Source organism: Evansella sp. AB-rgal1, assembly GCF_041820985.1.
Classification (GTDB): domain Bacteria; phylum Bacillota; class Bacilli; order Bacillales; family Salisediminibacteriaceae; genus Evansella.
Genome location: NZ_JBGUAU010000032.1, coordinates 41,872 through 57,484, shown reverse-complemented (window position 1 = coordinate 57,484; position 15,613 = coordinate 41,872). Strand labels below are relative to the sequence as shown.

The following is a 15,613-nucleotide window of genomic DNA, read 5'->3' as shown; positions in this document are numbered from 1 at the left end:
AATTTCTCACTTTTATGTGCGAATTCCGCAATTATATGTGCACTTCTCTTTTAGTAAAAAAAGTGTCGAAAGAGCTCAGCTTAGCTCTCCCGACACCCTTACATCACTTTTATTTAGACGACTTCACTGCATTGATAATACTTGCGGCTAAACCGCCCCAAATTATGAGCATTCCAACAATCATCATTATTACTGCACTTGCATCCATTATTTGCTCACCTCTTTGGATTCATTATAGTCTGTCGGAATTTCTAATTGCCCTTCTTTCCATTTTGTGAAGGATAAGAGAATACCAAGGACAATTGCACCTACAGCAACTCCCCAACCCCAACCGAGTAAAAAGCCTGTAGAGTATCCTTCATAATTTTCTTGGATGTTTGTAATAATGTTTTGAACCATCATCCATCCTAATACTAATGGAGTGATTACTCCTAAGCAAACTTTCCACCAAGTTCCAACTCTAATATCCGATAATTCGTTTGCATGGTCTTGGAATGGTCCAAGTTTTCGCAGGAACCAAGAAACTGCAATAACAGAAACTAATCCGGCAAATGCTACCCCGAAGGAGTTGATAAAGTAGTCAGCTGCATCTAAGAAGTATAATCCTCCACCAGAAGAGAATACGAAGATAGAGATAATCGCTGCTCCTCCACCGAATACAGTAACTGCTTTCGCTCTCGTAATGTTAAATTTCTCTTGTGTTGCTGCTACATATGTTTCTACGATAGAAATTAATGATGATAGACCCGCTAAAACAAGTGACCCAAAGAATAGGAATCCGAACAATCCGTTAAATCCCGGGAATGTATTAATTATTTCAGGGAAAACGACGAACGCTAACCCTACACCTGCACTTGCAACTTCCCCAACTCCAACACCTGCTGCATTTGCCATAAACCCTAAGCAAGCAAATACACCGATACCAGCCAATAGCTCAAATCCAGAGTTACTGAACCCTGCAATAAACGCATTATTACTGATATCTGATTTTTTTGGCAAATAGCTCGCGTATGTGATCATAATCGCAAATGCGATAGATAAACTAAAGAAAATTTGTCCGTACGCTGCTACCCAAACCCCAGGATCTAATATCGTATCCCAGCTAGGTTTAAAAAATGCATTTAATCCATCAACTGCTCCGTCAAGCGTTAGTGCTCTTAAAACAATAATTAAGAAAACTACCACTAACAAAGGAATAAAAATACGGTTAGCAACTTCTATTCCTTTTTTCACACCTTTAAATAAGACACCTAATGTGATAGCCCATACTAAAATTGCTGGAATGAATACTCCAGGAACTAACCCACCGTATTGTCCAGGAACTGCTGCAAGATTTAAGTAATCTCCGAACAAAAACCCTTCTGGATCTGATCCCCAGCTGAGGTTAAGCGCGAAAACACTATATGACATTGCCCATGCGATAATTGCGGCATAATAAACAGAAATAACAAATGAGATAAGTACTTGCCACCAGCCGATCCATTCCGCTTTTTTGTTAATTCTCGCATAAGATAAAGGTGCCGAGCCACGATATTTTTGACCGATCGTAAACTCCATTATTAGCAATGGAATTCCAGCTGTTAATAATGCAAATAAGTAAGGAAGGAAGAATGCTCCCCCACCATTTTCATACGCGACGTAAGGAAATCGCCAAATGTTACCTAGTCCTATTGCTGAACCAACGGCTGCTAATATAAATCCAGCCCTCGTTCCCCATTGTTCACGTCCCATACATAGTCTCCTCTCTGTTTACAGTGTGAATTTTCGATATTTTCAGACATTTAATATTGTAGAAAAACTATTAACGCTCCTCCCTCCTTTTTTCTTTATATTAAATTATGTTAAATAATATGATCAGTATGTTGTTTTATTATAAAATTCAATCTATTATTTGTCAAAGAATTTTCTGAATAATCCATTTATTGTGATTTATGATCATACTTTCCTCTTTATGTCTCCTACTGACATGTATTATGTTAGATTTTTTCTGATATAATTTGACAGAATTTTCTTTACTTTAAATGCATACATTTTAGTAATATAAAAAATATGACCAATGAAATAGTTTCACTGGCCACTATGTTAGAGGTAGCTTAATCGTGTATTTAAGTAGTCACGATTTTTTTCAAAACGATAATCACTAAACAAAACGTAACGAAAGTAGCTATTAATGCTAGGATTACACTGTATGTGAACCCTAAAACTAAAAATCCAATAATGGAGATAAAGCCAACTATTAATGCATAAGGTAATTGGGTCATTACATGATCGATATGATGACTCCCCGCTCCAGTAGATGACAAGATAGTTGTATCAGATATTGGTGAACAATGATCTCCGAAAATGGATCCTGCCAATACTGCAGCTAAGGCAGGTAAAAGCATCTGTGCATCATTTACTACAGCTATACTAGCAGCAAGAGGTAACATAAGTAAAAAGGTTCCCCATGATGTTCCCGTTGAAAATGCCATAAATCCTGCTACTATGAATAAAATCACAGGTAAAAAACTTATATTTAAATTGCTAGATTTTACTTGTTCAGCTAAATACATATCTGTTCCTATTGCCTCAATAATTTCTATAATGGTCCACGCAAAAATTAAGATAAATATGGCAGGAAGCATTGATTTAATTCCTGCAATGATAGCTCCAGTAAAATCTGTTTTAGCTACGTTTCTCTTGAATGCAATTACAACTGTTACTAATAAACTTACCAAACCACCGTAAACTAAAGCTGCTGCTACATCCGTGTTTTCAAACGTTGCAAGTAGACTTGTTTTCCCTTCCGTAGCTTGTATTCCCGTTAAAATCATGAAGAAGATGGTAGCAAAAATGAGGGTAATTATAGGCCAGATCAGATCACCTTTTTCTCCTTTTCCTGCTACAGATCCCATCATTTCACCAGGTGCTTGTCCTTTGGATGAGTCTACCAGTATTCCGGTTTCTAATGCACGTTGTTCGTGTTGTTTCATAGGTCCAAAATCAAGTTTGAAATAGGCAACTGCAAATACAAGTAATATTGCAAATAAGGCATAAAAATTCATTGGCACTATTAATAAAAATGCTTGTAATGCACCATAGTTCGTCACTTCATGTGTAACAAAGATACCTCCGATTATTCCAATAATATATGCTCCCCAGCTGGAAATAGGTGATATTACACACATAGGGGCAGCTGTTGAGTCAACGATATATGCTAACTTTGCTCTCGATACTTTATGACGGTCTGTAAATGGTCGACTTACATTTCCTACTGTTAAACTATTGAAATAGTCATCAATAAAAATGATGATACCTAAAAAACCTGCAACGAACTGAGCTCCACTCCTTGTTTTTACTTTTGTTAACGCCCATTCTCCAAATGCTCGGCTTCCCCCTGTAATTGTTATGAAAGAAGCGATTATTCCAAGTATTAATAGGAAGAAGATAATATATAATTCCCAGTTATTTATAGATCCATCAACGTAGAAGATTTCTGTAACAATCGATGCAATATATTTTAAAGCCTCAAGAAGAAATCTTTCTTCTGAAAAATGAAGCATGATCGCTCCCACAATAATACCTACACCTAACGATGGAACAACCCTTCTTGTAATTAGTACCATTATTAATGCCACTATTGGCGGTACCAATGAATAAATTCCAAAATCCATTTTGTTTCCCACTTTCTTTTCTTATTTATGCTGACAATACTACCGTGAGGAGGAAAAATTTATCCTTGTAGCCTAAAAAACACAAAAAAGCAGCAAGGAAAACTTCCTTGCTACGAGCAGGTAGGTTATTTCCCTCATCAAGATTTTCGTAAGTAGTTCTCCACATAAAAAAGGTATGTGACAGTGTTGTACTTATTCAATACAACCCCAGCTAAAGGATCTTGGATTAGATTCCTTTGCTTCGGCAAATTTTCCTTTTTGAAACAGTCTTTGCTATCCAAGCCACTGTTTCATACTCATAAACTTTGCGCCTCTACCTCATCATCAAGACGAGGTAATACTTATCATTTTGTTGTCAAACCTAGTTGATCTTAACAAATAATGAGTACTTAAGCAATAGGTAGATAATTCCGTTTGCTTATGGTGCTACTTCTTCTAACCCACTTAAATCTACATTTTCATCAATTTCTGTTGGAGATTGCAGAATAGCAGGATTCATTCCTTCACCACCACTACTATAAAATTCTGGCACTTCTCCTGCATGGAAGATATTTGCTACTACAATAGATGTCTTTACAACTTCCGTATCTGTAGCAAATGGTATTATCACCTGTACATCGACTTCAATCTCAACTGATACTTGAAGATACGTATTATTAATTCCTGTTTCAATAACCTCTGTTTTAAGATCTGCTTTCACATCACCGATGGAAGAGAACCTAACTGGTACTCTAGGCCCTAAATGAGCAAGTAATGAATTATTTGTAGCCTGCCCTAATGGAATAGTATGTACAATTCCATTTTCCGTAAATGTAGCTCCTTCTTGCTCCAATTCTACATCCGTTGGTAAGCTATAATCTCGTACTCGACCATGTTCTATATCATTTAAGTAATTTTGTACACGCCTCACAGTTGCGTGTTGTATTTCCCAATAAACAGCTACATTCCATGATACCGCTTGTAATCTTCCATTATCATCATAGTTATACTGTAATATTTCATCTACATCAATATCCTCCATTACCTTCTTTGACATAGCATCATTGATAGCTAGTGTTCCAATTCGCTGTGTTTCTGTTTTAGCAATCTCCACTAACGTTGGTCGGATCCCCGCTTCCACGATAATGAGTCCTTGTACAGTCAGAAAGCAAAAAATAAGAAATGAGATTATAAATACATATCTAAACGGTAAAGGACCCTTTCTTCGTTTACCTTTTACAGGTGCATTAGAGCGGGGCCGATATATTGGTGATCTTCTCATAAGATGACAACCCCCTTTGCTAATACATATGCAAAGAAGGACAACATATTTCACAAAAAATTCAGGGACCAGGTCCCTGAATTTTTTGTGAACATTTTGGTACTTTTGTAAAACATAAAAAGAAAAACACTGACGATTAGAATTTCCGTATCCTGAAATAGCTCAGTTCAATTTTTGAACCGAGCCATTTTTACAGATTTTCACTTTTACTTGTTGTACATTCCCGTTTGTTGAAGATTCCTTAATAATTTTGCATAATATCTTCCTTTTATAACATATGCCTTAGCAGTTAGTTAAACTTTCGAATGTACAATAACGACATTCGTCTGTATTATTAATAACTTCGTATGTTAATTGAAGTTATATTTGGTCCTGTGATTCAACTATTTTTCTTTGTTAAAATTATTACTTCGTAAGGCTCTTCATCAAATTGTTCCATAATCCTCTAATCTTGTTGTTTTGATACTGAACGTACTATTAATATCCCAGTAAATACAAAGATGACACTTCTAGATGGCTCTGATATAAGTTGGGCTAGTATTGGTCCAAAAATTAATCTTAAAAAGGAATCAGATTTATGTAAGTACGTATTTCGATCTTCCTACAAAAAACTCCTTCAATTCCCACATCAGTAAATTTTATACCTAAAAAATGAGTGTCAAATTAGCAAACAATTTGACACTCATTTTTTGATATTTGTGATAGGAAACGGAACTCGTTACACGGACGATTTGTTTTTTTAAGTATTATATTTTTATTGCCTATCTTCTTTCATAAACTACAAACGTATGGGGATGGGAATTTTTTTCGTCTAGCTTTCCTTTTTCTGATGATACTACTTTCCACACCTGCTCGTCTATAACAGGGAAAAAGGTATCTCCTTCAAACTCTTCGTGTATCAAGGTAATATAAAGGCGATCCGCTATAGGTAGGAACTGTTCGTAAATCGTTGCTCCACCAATGACAAAGACTTCCTCATCTGAAGACATAAGAGATTCAGCATCTTTCACGGAGTGAAACACTTCCCCATCAGGAGCTTCAAACTCTTGATCTCTTGTAACAATATAATTTTTACGATTAGGTAATGCCTTACCAATGGAATCATATGTTTTTCTTCCCATAATAACAGCATGATTTGATGTTACTTGTTTGAAGTATTTTAAATCGTTTGGGATGTGCCATGGCATATCACCGTCTTTTCCAATTACACGGTTTTCTCCCATCGCCGCTATCATCGAAATCATACAGACACCTCACCTTTAATATGAGGATGAGGATCATAACCTACAAGCTCAAAATCACCGATTGTAAAATCCTCTATTTTTTTTATTTCAGGGTTTAATTTCATAATAGGCAACTTTCTAGGTTCCCTTGTTAACTGGAGATTTACTTGATCAATATGGTTTCTATAAATATGCACATCTCCGAAGGTATGGATAAATTCCCCTAGCTCTAACTCGCATTCTTGGGCAATCATCATTGTTAATAAAGCATAACTAGCAATATTAAAAGGAACACCAAGGAAAAGATCAGCACTACGTTGATATAATTGACATGACAGTTTTCCATCGGATACATAAAATTGAAATAAACAATGGCATGGAGCAAGCGCCATTTTATCTATCTCGCCAACATTCCACGCATTCACAATAAGTCTTCGTGAGTCTGGGTTGGTTTTTATTTGTTTGATAACTTCTCCTAATTGATCAATGGAACTACCGTCAGGTGCTGGCCAAGAACGCCATTGTTTTCCGTAAACAGGACCTAAGTCTCCGTTTTCGTCTGCCCACTCATTCCAGATTCTTACATTATTTTCTTTTAAATAACCTATATTTGTATCACCTTTAATAAACCATAATAACTCATGAATGATTGCTCGCAAAGCTAATTTCTTTGTTGTAATAACAGGAAACCCTTCTTTTAAATCAAATCTCATTTGATATCCAAATGTACTAATCGTTCCTGTTCCTGTTCTATCTTCTTTAGAACTTCCATTTTCTAAAACATGTCGACATAAATCTAAATATTGTTGCATTTGAACCACCTTTCATGCTTTCCCTCTAAAAAACAGAGAATTATTAGGAAGCCACCTCTTGTGAGAGTGTGGTTTCACAAGATACAATCGTTACATTTAAATGCTCTAATAAACTCAGTTCATATGGTTCAACGGCTTCACCTTCATCATTATTTATTACTAATACAGTAGGTCTAGATGGTAATTCTGGATTTTGTTTTGCTACAACTGCCGTTCTTCCATCACTTAGCTTAACTTCTAGACCAACTGGATAAATAGCTATCGTTTTAGCGAAGGCTTCTACCATATCTTTTTCAAACAAAGTGTTTACACCAGCAAAAAGTATTTCCAGAGCTTCATGTGGCAACCTTGCTTTACGGTACACCCTGTTTGCGGTAACTGCATCAAACACATCAGCAACTCCAATCAATTTCGCATATAAGTGAATATCTTTTCCTGAAATCCCTCGAGGATATCCAGAACCATCCATTCTTTCATGGTGTTGATATGCACAATGAGCAGTAAGTAATGGAATAGTATGCGATTTTCTCAATATATCGAATCCAATCGTGGAATGCTCTTGTATTAATCGAAACTCCTCATCTGATAATGAATCTGTTTTGTTTAACACTTCAAGTGGAATAGCTATCTTACCGATATCATGTAAAATTGCACCTAGACCTAATTCTTCTAATTGCTTAGCATTCAGTCCATATTTTTTACCTAATGCTAACGAATAGACAGTTACATTTAGCGAGTGGTGAAAGACATAAGAATCATAACAAAAGACATTAGAAAGCATGGAAACTGCTTCTTTATGAGATGTAATTTCCGTAAGAATATTGGTAACTATTCTTGAAAAAGACGGACTGAGCTTGTCCATATCTATTGATTTTCCTAAGGTCATCTCCTTAGAAATAGTTAAAAAATTATCTTTAATAACTTCCAAAGATTCTATACGTGTTCGGTCTGTAATCACATCGTCAACATATATATCTTTTGTTGTATTATCTTCAATATATACATAAGTCACACCTTTTTCCTTTAACCTATGAATCATACTACTGGTTAGTGTGTAGCCTTTATTCAATAAAATTTGTCCGTGCTCATTGTATATCGGTTTTGCTATACAATCGTTTTCCCGTAATGAACTAATGGAACGAATACGCATTTCCTAATCCCACCCTTAACTGATCAACCGGATTATTTGTTTGCTTATAGCAACCCCTATCTTAAACGTAGGGGTTGCTATTATTACTACATTTTTAACAATGCCTCTTTACCAATCATACCTTTATAAATTCCTAAATTCTCGGCTTCTATTGTAACAGATTCGAGTGGAGCCTCTAAAAGTTGATCTATTGATTTTACACCTAATGCTCTACCAGAAATAATTTTACGATCTGCTAATTTATCATTTAGTAACTTCACATCAAGTGCTCCACACATTATATAACCACGTTCATTTGTAACAACTAATAAATTTGTTTTAGGTAATTGAACTGAAATAGCTGTAAATGGTTTTCCTTCAATGAATAATGGGTTTACTTCAATCACTGCACATACACCTCATTTTCCATATTGTAATTCTCCTTTGTACATATTAGCCTATGAAAAGGATATTAAATGGTGTATGTCCGTTTCTTTCGTATTAAGAATGAGTATGTTTTAGCTTCCATGCAAGAATATCTCTTAGAAACTCTGGCATAAAGTACTTTTTTTCTTTAATGGAACTAATAGCAGGATAAATATTTCCTAAGGTGAACATATCTAACGTGGCAAGTCTATAGTTCTCGGATCTCTGTAACGGTTCTCCCCCTATTATTACATCTTCATCTTTAATGAATGAAGAAGTAGAATGAATGGATAGACCGTCAAAAATCATTTCTCCTAGTATTTTACCGCGAAAACCAAATCCTTTTAAAGCGAAATCAATCATTTCCTTCTTTTTCGCTTGCCTAATTATTTCTAATAGCTTTTCTCCACGAATAATGACTAATGCTGGGTTTATTGGATGGGGGCAAATTCTATGTATATCTTTGTATGTTATCTCCCCACATTTTAAACTATCTAATAATACTCCAGAATTAACCATACTGACATCCGCATCACACCATTCTCGCAATCCTTCAGCTAACATATTACTGAGAGGTGTAGGTTTATACCAGTCTATATCAAGATCATTTTTTAAAAACAGCAGATTTTTCTCTAATTGTGAATTTGCTTCTATATATAAACGGGACAAATCTTTTTCCGTATCTTTATCTGTTTGGAGTAAATCAACTTCTATGGATCTTACACTTTCTACAATCAAGTTATTATCTGTTTTCGTTTTGTTTATTTCAACAATGATTTCGCCTATATATTTCCCAGATCTTCCAGCTTGATTAATCCAAGTTCCATTTACTTTTTCACCTTCGTGTAAAACGTGATGTGTGTGTGAACCTAGAATGATGTCTAGTTCAGGAAAGAACTCAGCCATCTTTTCATCATCATACAAGCCTAAATGAGATAAGCATATTAATATATCTACTTTTGGACGGAGTACTTTTAAAATTGGCTCTAAAATTTTAAATGGGTCTTGTATATCCCAACCCAAGGTTTTATAAAATTGTTTATATGGTATTGTTACGCCCGTAACACCAATACGAATACCTGAACTCGTTGTCAAAATTTTATATTCATTACACCAATGAGGGAGTTTACCATTTGTTTCAAATAGATTACTTAAAATAACTGGAAAATTTGCATCTTCATAAAGTTCATCTAATGCTTCTTTCGAAAACGTAATTCCTTCATTATTTCCAATGGTAACTGCATCGTACCCCATTTTGTTTAGAAGTTGGACATTTCCTCTCCCTTGCAGCCCTTCTGTTATAGAGTGAACTCTATCGGAATGGTCACCTATATCAAATAGTAAGATATCTTCACCATTCACCTCGGCGGCCACTTTTTTCTTCTTTAACAAGGAAGTTACTGCAGCCCAATTTTCTAGCTGGCTATGTAAATCGTTCGTATGTAAAATCCGCAGTTTCCTCGAAATCATCTTTTCACCGCCAATCTCTGCAGTAATAAAAAATAATTATGATCGTCAAAATATATGCTGGTGATTGGAGCCGGATAAATAAGAACAGTCATTTCTGGTTTTTCCATTCGCTACTGTCCAATCACATTTATTAAAAAACGGTTAACTGCCTGTAAGACCCTGATAAATAAGTCGAATGCCTATGACTATTAGAAATATTCGAAGCATATTGATAACAGCATTACTAGACATTCTTTGATTAATGAGTGCACCTATTTGGCCGCCTAGCCAGGCGCCTGGTAAAAGTATGAGTGCAAGTATCCAATCAATGTTTCCTAATGCAATATGAGATATGGAACTTAGAATCGCGGAAAGGAAGATCATCAACATGGATGTAGCTACTGCTAAATGGGGAGGAAATCCGAAAAGAAGGATCATCGCAGGTACCATAAGCGAACCTCCACCAATTCCAAATAACCCAGAACACATCCCCACTACGAAAGCAATGCATATAGCAATAATAGGTTGAAAACCATATTGAATCTGTTCCCGCATGTCATTCTCATAATATCTAATAATCCCAGTTGGTTTGCTCTGAAGCGGTCTTATATAGTTTCTTATTATTAAAACAAATGATACAAAAATAATAAATCCGCCGAAGATAACTAAGAATGTACTTGTTTCAATATCTTTGTTTAACCAAACTCCAAAAAGTGCCCCTGGGCCACTACCTGCAAAAAAGATAAACGCACTTTGATAATCCACTTTTTTTTGCTTTATATAGGCTAAAGTTGACGATAGTCCTGTAAAAATCATGATTAACAAAGATGTACCAACTGCAATTTGAGGGGTAATATCGCTTAGTAGTTGGGTATACTTGCTCAAAATCATAAGAGCTGGAACAACAATGATTCCTCCACCTAACCCCATTACGCTGCCTAACACAGAAGCTACGAATCCCAACAATAAAAGTAAAATTAATTCCATTTGTTGTATGCCTCTTTCCCTCTTTTCGAAGACGATGTATTAGTAGTATTCCTATTAACCATTCTTATCTCAGATTCGAGTGATAAAGCTCCAATCGCTGATTCATACAAGAAAAGGTAAAGTTCACTTTTTATATCCTCATTTTCTAGCAGGCTATGACAAATTCTTACGATATATTTGTCTTAATTGTACATCATCCGACAAAAAATGTGTCACCTTCTATTATTAATCAAATAGTCCTAATTGTCGAGGTGCTAATCCCTTATAATTGCTACCTATTTTCTGCATAAAACTTTTTGCATTACTTGCTGCATGCCCGCCTGAATTATTATTAAATAATACGAAACAATGATCAGTTCTATTGGATATTTGGGAAATATTCTCTACTAGTCCAGTCAATTCTTCCTCATTATAATCATATAAGTACCTTACATCACGCCAGTCTTGACCATTAACTGGTTTATTCCAGCCATAGACATTTCTACCATGAATCCTTATTAAAGTTTTTTCTTTTTTGGTAACAACAGGTACAAAAGGGATAGAACGATCTCCTGCTTGCGGTTCATCACATATACTATGAACCCAACCATCTTTTTTCATGTATGTCAGGGTTTGATCTCTAAATGAAGGTGAAAACCATGACTGGTGACGGAACTCCAAAGCTACATCATAGTCTTCGAAAAAAGCTCGACAATATCTTATGTAATCTACATTTTCTTTTCGACAGTCAAACCAAGGAGGAAATTGAAAGAGGATCATTGCTAATTTATTGGCCTTATAGAGTGGATTCATGGCTTGTAAAAAAGATAGAAACATCTCCTTTTTAGTGTTATACGGAATATCTCCTCGTTGATGACCTGTCATTCCTTGATACGCTTTCACGATAAACTGAAATGAATCTGGAGTTTCACGAATCCACTTTTTCATATTACGTTCTGGTGGAATTGCATAGAACGAAGAATCTACTTCAACGATAGGAAAATGACCCGCATACATAGCTAGCTTATCTTTAGAAGATATGCCTTCATACAAATCATCATGATCACCCCAGCCTGTTAAGCCTACCCATATCATACACCTTTCACCCCCACACAGATGAATATATCACATTTATGTAACGGACCAGGTCCGTGACGATTTTGTGTCCTGTCACATTATTGTCAGGGACCAGACCTGTGACAAATTATTTTTATGTAAAGAGAAAGCGAACCCGAGTTGCGGATTCGCTTTCAGCATAATTTATTACCCGATAGAACCTTCCATCTCAAACTTGCTTAATTTTGCTTGAAATGGCACAGCATGATTAACAAAAAAAACATTCAAACCTTTGATATAAAGCCATTTCTTCAAATGGTATGAAATGGATTACAATCTCAACTTGGCATGAAGTTGGCACGGAATTTTAGCATCTAGTAAGTGTAATTAATTAGAACTCACAAAAGAACAAACCGTGAGTTCTTTTCATTTGTTTAATTGTTACCTTGAAGCACTACAAAAATCCCAATTCTTAAATAACAACTTATCTGTTTCTATATAATATTATCAATTAATATCAAATCCGCCTTCAAGAACAAACTTGCGAATTAATGCATCTGTCTGCTGAATGACTTCAAATGGTTTTAACTTGGTACCATGTTTTTTCTCCAACCACTCTCTTGCCTTCCTTTTATCAACAGATGACAGCAAATTAGCAAAACGACCATACTCATTTAGATTATTTTCAGTAACTTTGAAGTTCATGAGCTTTCGTAAGACTACTTCGTCTAGTCCAAATGCAGTAGCAAGATAGTGAATCCGGTCATTTTCTGTATTTGCTTGGTATTCATTAATATAATCTATAAAAGTTTTATTCGAGCCAGGTATCAAATCTCCGTTTTGCAGATCATGAATAACCATATTAGCGTATTTTTGTTGCTCCTCGGTTAATGTTGCAAAATATTTATGTAAATCATTTAGAGCATTTTCAATCTCTTGTTTGCTTGCTTTAATACTTGTTAACTTCACGAATTTGTCAAAGCGAGAATCCAAATACTCATGGTCTATTCGAACAGTATCTTTTTCGATAATAGTATAATCAATTTCAAATGGAACATCATCTACAGTTGTTCCACCACCTCCACCGCTCAACAACTCTTTATAACGAAGAACAAGTATATTGTAAGTTTGTTCATCACATTTAACTTCAATTGTTTTTTCGGACTCACCATTTTCGATGACACAGTCATACTTCATCTTATCCCAACTAAACCCTTGAATTTGGGCTGCCTCCAAATAGTCATTGAAAGTTCTAAATAAATTAGCAAACTTCCCTTTCGCAGTATCTTCATCAGGAAGTTGCTCAAAGTTGTCAATCCCCGCTTCTGAAAAAACTGCTGATATGTCGTCAAATAATTGGTTTAATTTTGTTAGATTTCTACCTAATTTATCAACAAATAATCCAAATGCTTTATCACCTGAATAAGACTTTACAGCTTCTTGTATATTGTACTCCATCGTATTAACTAATCGATAATAGCGAATTACTCCGAACGGTTTTTCATTACCAAATAAACGATTAGTACGAGAGAATGCTTGGATAATATTTGCATATTCCATAACTTTGTCAAGATAAAGTGTGTTAATCCATTTTGAATCAAATCCTGTAAGGAGCTGATTTACTACTATTACGATATCTAATTGTTCATCTTTTTTGAGATTTTTATATGGCGTTTTATGTGCCAAACGTAAAGCAACATCTTGTCTAAACTTTGCATGCTTCGGAATTGTAAAGTTTTGATTGAATAGCTCGTTGTAATCTGTAAGAATTTCATTTAATCCTTCTTCTTTGAAAATAACATCATCAGGATTGTCAAAATTATTATCAAATAAAGCAGTTACCTTTATTCCAATTTTATTTCCCTTAAGTAATCTGTAATATTCTATAGCTTCACGAATACTGTGTGTTGCTAAGATTGCATGGAATTTACTGTTTCTGCTTAATGTAATCCAATTCTTTAAAATATCATCAACTACTGTTTGTAGATGTGAATCTTCAAACTGAGAGCTTGGAATATAATCTTCTATTCCCTTTACAAATTTGTTTTTAGAAGAATCAAAATATCCTGCCATCGGAACTTGTTTACTATCCATGTACTTATAGTAAACTTTTTGTTTTCTTGGATCATTCATCACTTCTTGTTCATCTTTTGCCTTAGCTTTTAAAAGTGCTACTTCCTTTCTAATATCATTATCACTGAAAGTAGGAACCTTATATAAATCAAACCCTAAAACATTTCCATCCCGAATCCCATCAGAAATACTATATCGATGCAATTCATTACCAAATACCATTGCAGTAGTGCTTGATTTAATTTCATTTTCTACGTGAATTGGTGTGCCAGTGAAACCGAAGAATATAGCATCTGGGAAGGTTTTCTTAATTGTAATTAACATCTCTCCAAAAGTTGAACGATGGGCTTCGTCTACAATGAATACAATTCGTTTAGATTGAATCGTTTCAATATCTGACTGTTTAGCACCATCTTCTTTAATATTAGACATCTTTTGAATTGAGGTAACAATTAAGGTATCCGAAGATGAATTACTCTTTAACTTTGTAATCAATATGCTAGTAGATTCAGTACCTTCAACATCATCTTCATTATCAGCAAAACCTTTAAACTCACCTAAAGATTGAGTACTAAGCTCGATTCTATCCATCAAGAATACTACTTTGTCAGCATCGCCTGAAGATGCAATTAGTTGTGCAGACTTGAAACTTGTTAATGTTTTACCAGACCCAGTTGTATGCCAGACATAACCTCCCCGTGCATCTTTTCCACGCCAATTCATTTGGGAAACACTATCAGATATCTCGTTAGCTGCATAATATTGATAACTTCTCATTACCTTTAGAACATTGTCTGTTGAATCTGGTACTGTGTAATAACCGATTAACTGGTGTGCCATTGGAATTGATAGTAAAGTATCAGCTATATCTTTCCAATTATTAATTGGTTTATTATCAAAATCCGCCCAATGAAAGTAGTAATCCGGGCTAAATCGTCCCTCTTGACCAGGATTAGCAAAGTACAATGTTTCATCTGGATTCATCACTACAAAAAGCTGAACCAAAGAAAAAACTCCTGAAAATACATTCTCATGTGAATATTTCTCAATTTGATTTACTGCTTTACTAACTGGAACTCCAGAACGTTTTAGTTCTACATGAATAACTGGCATACCGTTAATCAACAGCATGACATCTCCTCTTCTATCACTTAACAAAGACGATTTTTTGGAAAAACGAGGTTGTCTTGCTATTTGATAGAAGCTACTTCCAGCTGCTATTTCTTTTCGGTCATATATCTTTAAACTAACTTCTTTTCCAAAATGAAGCAGATCATCTTCATTTTCTCTCTTAATTGTAACGGATTTTCCATTGATAAAAATATTTTTCATTAAAGGTGTTTTTAATGCGTTAATTTGTTCAATTATTTGATTCATTTCACCTTTATTAAGTGGTACATTATTTAATCTATCTTGTTCTTTATTATTTTCAAATAAAATATTCGCCCAATTTTGAAGTAAAACCTCCTCTGTTGGATTTTCAATTATTCCGTTCCAACCTTTTTGACTAATAAGGAGATCAACTAAAGCAGCTTCAAATTCCCTTTCATTTTTAAATACCATGC

General features: G+C 34.9%; 12 protein-coding genes and 1 riboswitch. All 12 genes read right to left on the bottom strand.

Annotation, left to right across the window (positions count from 1 at the left end; all coding sequences use genetic code 11):
• Positions 1-109: 109 nt before the first annotated feature.
• Positions 110-208 carry a methionine/alanine import family NSS transporter small subunit gene (locus ACERII_RS21415; RefSeq protein WP_373645011.1) on the bottom strand — a complete coding sequence of 33 codons (99 nt, stop codon included), beginning with the start codon at positions 206-208 and terminating at the stop codon, positions 110-112.
• Positions 208-1,731: a sodium-dependent transporter gene (locus ACERII_RS21410; protein ID WP_373645010.1), complete on the bottom strand. Its 1,524-nt coding sequence runs from the start codon at positions 1,729-1,731 to the stop codon at positions 208-210. Before ACERII_RS21410 ends, ACERII_RS21415 begins: the two co-directional genes overlap by 1 nt.
• A gap of 374 nt (positions 1,732-2,105) precedes the next feature.
• A complete protein-coding gene (locus ACERII_RS21405) occupies positions 2,106-3,653 on the bottom strand; it encodes a Na+/H+ antiporter NhaC family protein (RefSeq protein ID WP_373645009.1) in 1,548 nt (515 codons plus the stop codon).
• Between the two features lie 145 nt (positions 3,654-3,798).
• Positions 3,799-3,977, bottom strand: a riboswitch (Lysine riboswitch).
• Positions 3,978-4,071: 94 nt separating this feature from the next.
• A complete protein-coding gene (yunB, locus tag ACERII_RS21400; RefSeq protein WP_373645008.1) occupies positions 4,072-4,914 on the bottom strand; it encodes a sporulation protein YunB in 843 nt (280 codons plus the stop codon).
• 761 nt (positions 4,915-5,675) lie between these two features.
• Positions 5,676-6,158 carry a dihydrofolate reductase gene (locus tag ACERII_RS21395; RefSeq protein ID WP_373645007.1) on the bottom strand — a complete coding sequence of 161 codons (483 nt, stop codon included), beginning with the start codon at positions 6,156-6,158 and terminating at the stop codon, positions 5,676-5,678.
• Complete coding sequence (locus tag ACERII_RS21390; RefSeq protein WP_373645006.1) at positions 6,155-6,949, bottom strand: thymidylate synthase; 795 nt, start codon at positions 6,947-6,949, stop codon at positions 6,155-6,157. The genes ACERII_RS21395 and ACERII_RS21390 overlap by 4 nt, the downstream gene beginning before the upstream one ends.
• A 43-nt stretch (positions 6,950-6,992) precedes the next feature.
• Positions 6,993-8,099 carry an HD-GYP domain-containing protein gene (locus ACERII_RS21385; RefSeq protein WP_373645005.1) on the bottom strand — a complete coding sequence of 369 codons (1,107 nt, stop codon included), beginning with the start codon at positions 8,097-8,099 and terminating at the stop codon, positions 6,993-6,995.
• 86 nt (positions 8,100-8,185) lie between these two features.
• The gene (locus ACERII_RS21380; protein WP_373645004.1) at positions 8,186-8,485 is read right to left on the bottom strand and encodes a YunC family protein; all 300 of its coding nucleotides are present in this window, start codon (positions 8,483-8,485) and stop codon (positions 8,186-8,188) included.
• 94 nt (positions 8,486-8,579) lie between these two features.
• Positions 8,580-9,974 (bottom strand): bifunctional metallophosphatase/5'-nucleotidase, encoded by a 1,395-nt coding sequence (locus ACERII_RS21375; protein WP_373645003.1) that lies wholly within the window; start codon positions 9,972-9,974, stop codon positions 8,580-8,582.
• Between the two features lie 141 nt (positions 9,975-10,115).
• Entirely contained in the window at positions 10,116-10,940 is an 825-nt protein-coding gene (locus tag ACERII_RS21370) for a sulfite exporter TauE/SafE family protein (protein ID WP_373645002.1), read from the bottom strand.
• 225 nt (positions 10,941-11,165) lie between these two features.
• Positions 11,166-12,014, bottom strand: a complete 849-nt coding sequence (locus tag ACERII_RS21365; protein WP_373645001.1) for a DUF72 domain-containing protein — start codon at positions 12,012-12,014, stop codon at positions 11,166-11,168.
• 468 nt (positions 12,015-12,482) lie between these two features.
• Entirely contained in the window at positions 12,483-15,611 is a 3,129-nt protein-coding gene (locus ACERII_RS21360; protein ID WP_373645000.1) for a type I restriction endonuclease subunit R, read from the bottom strand.
• Between the last annotated feature and the right edge of the window lie 2 nt (positions 15,612-15,613).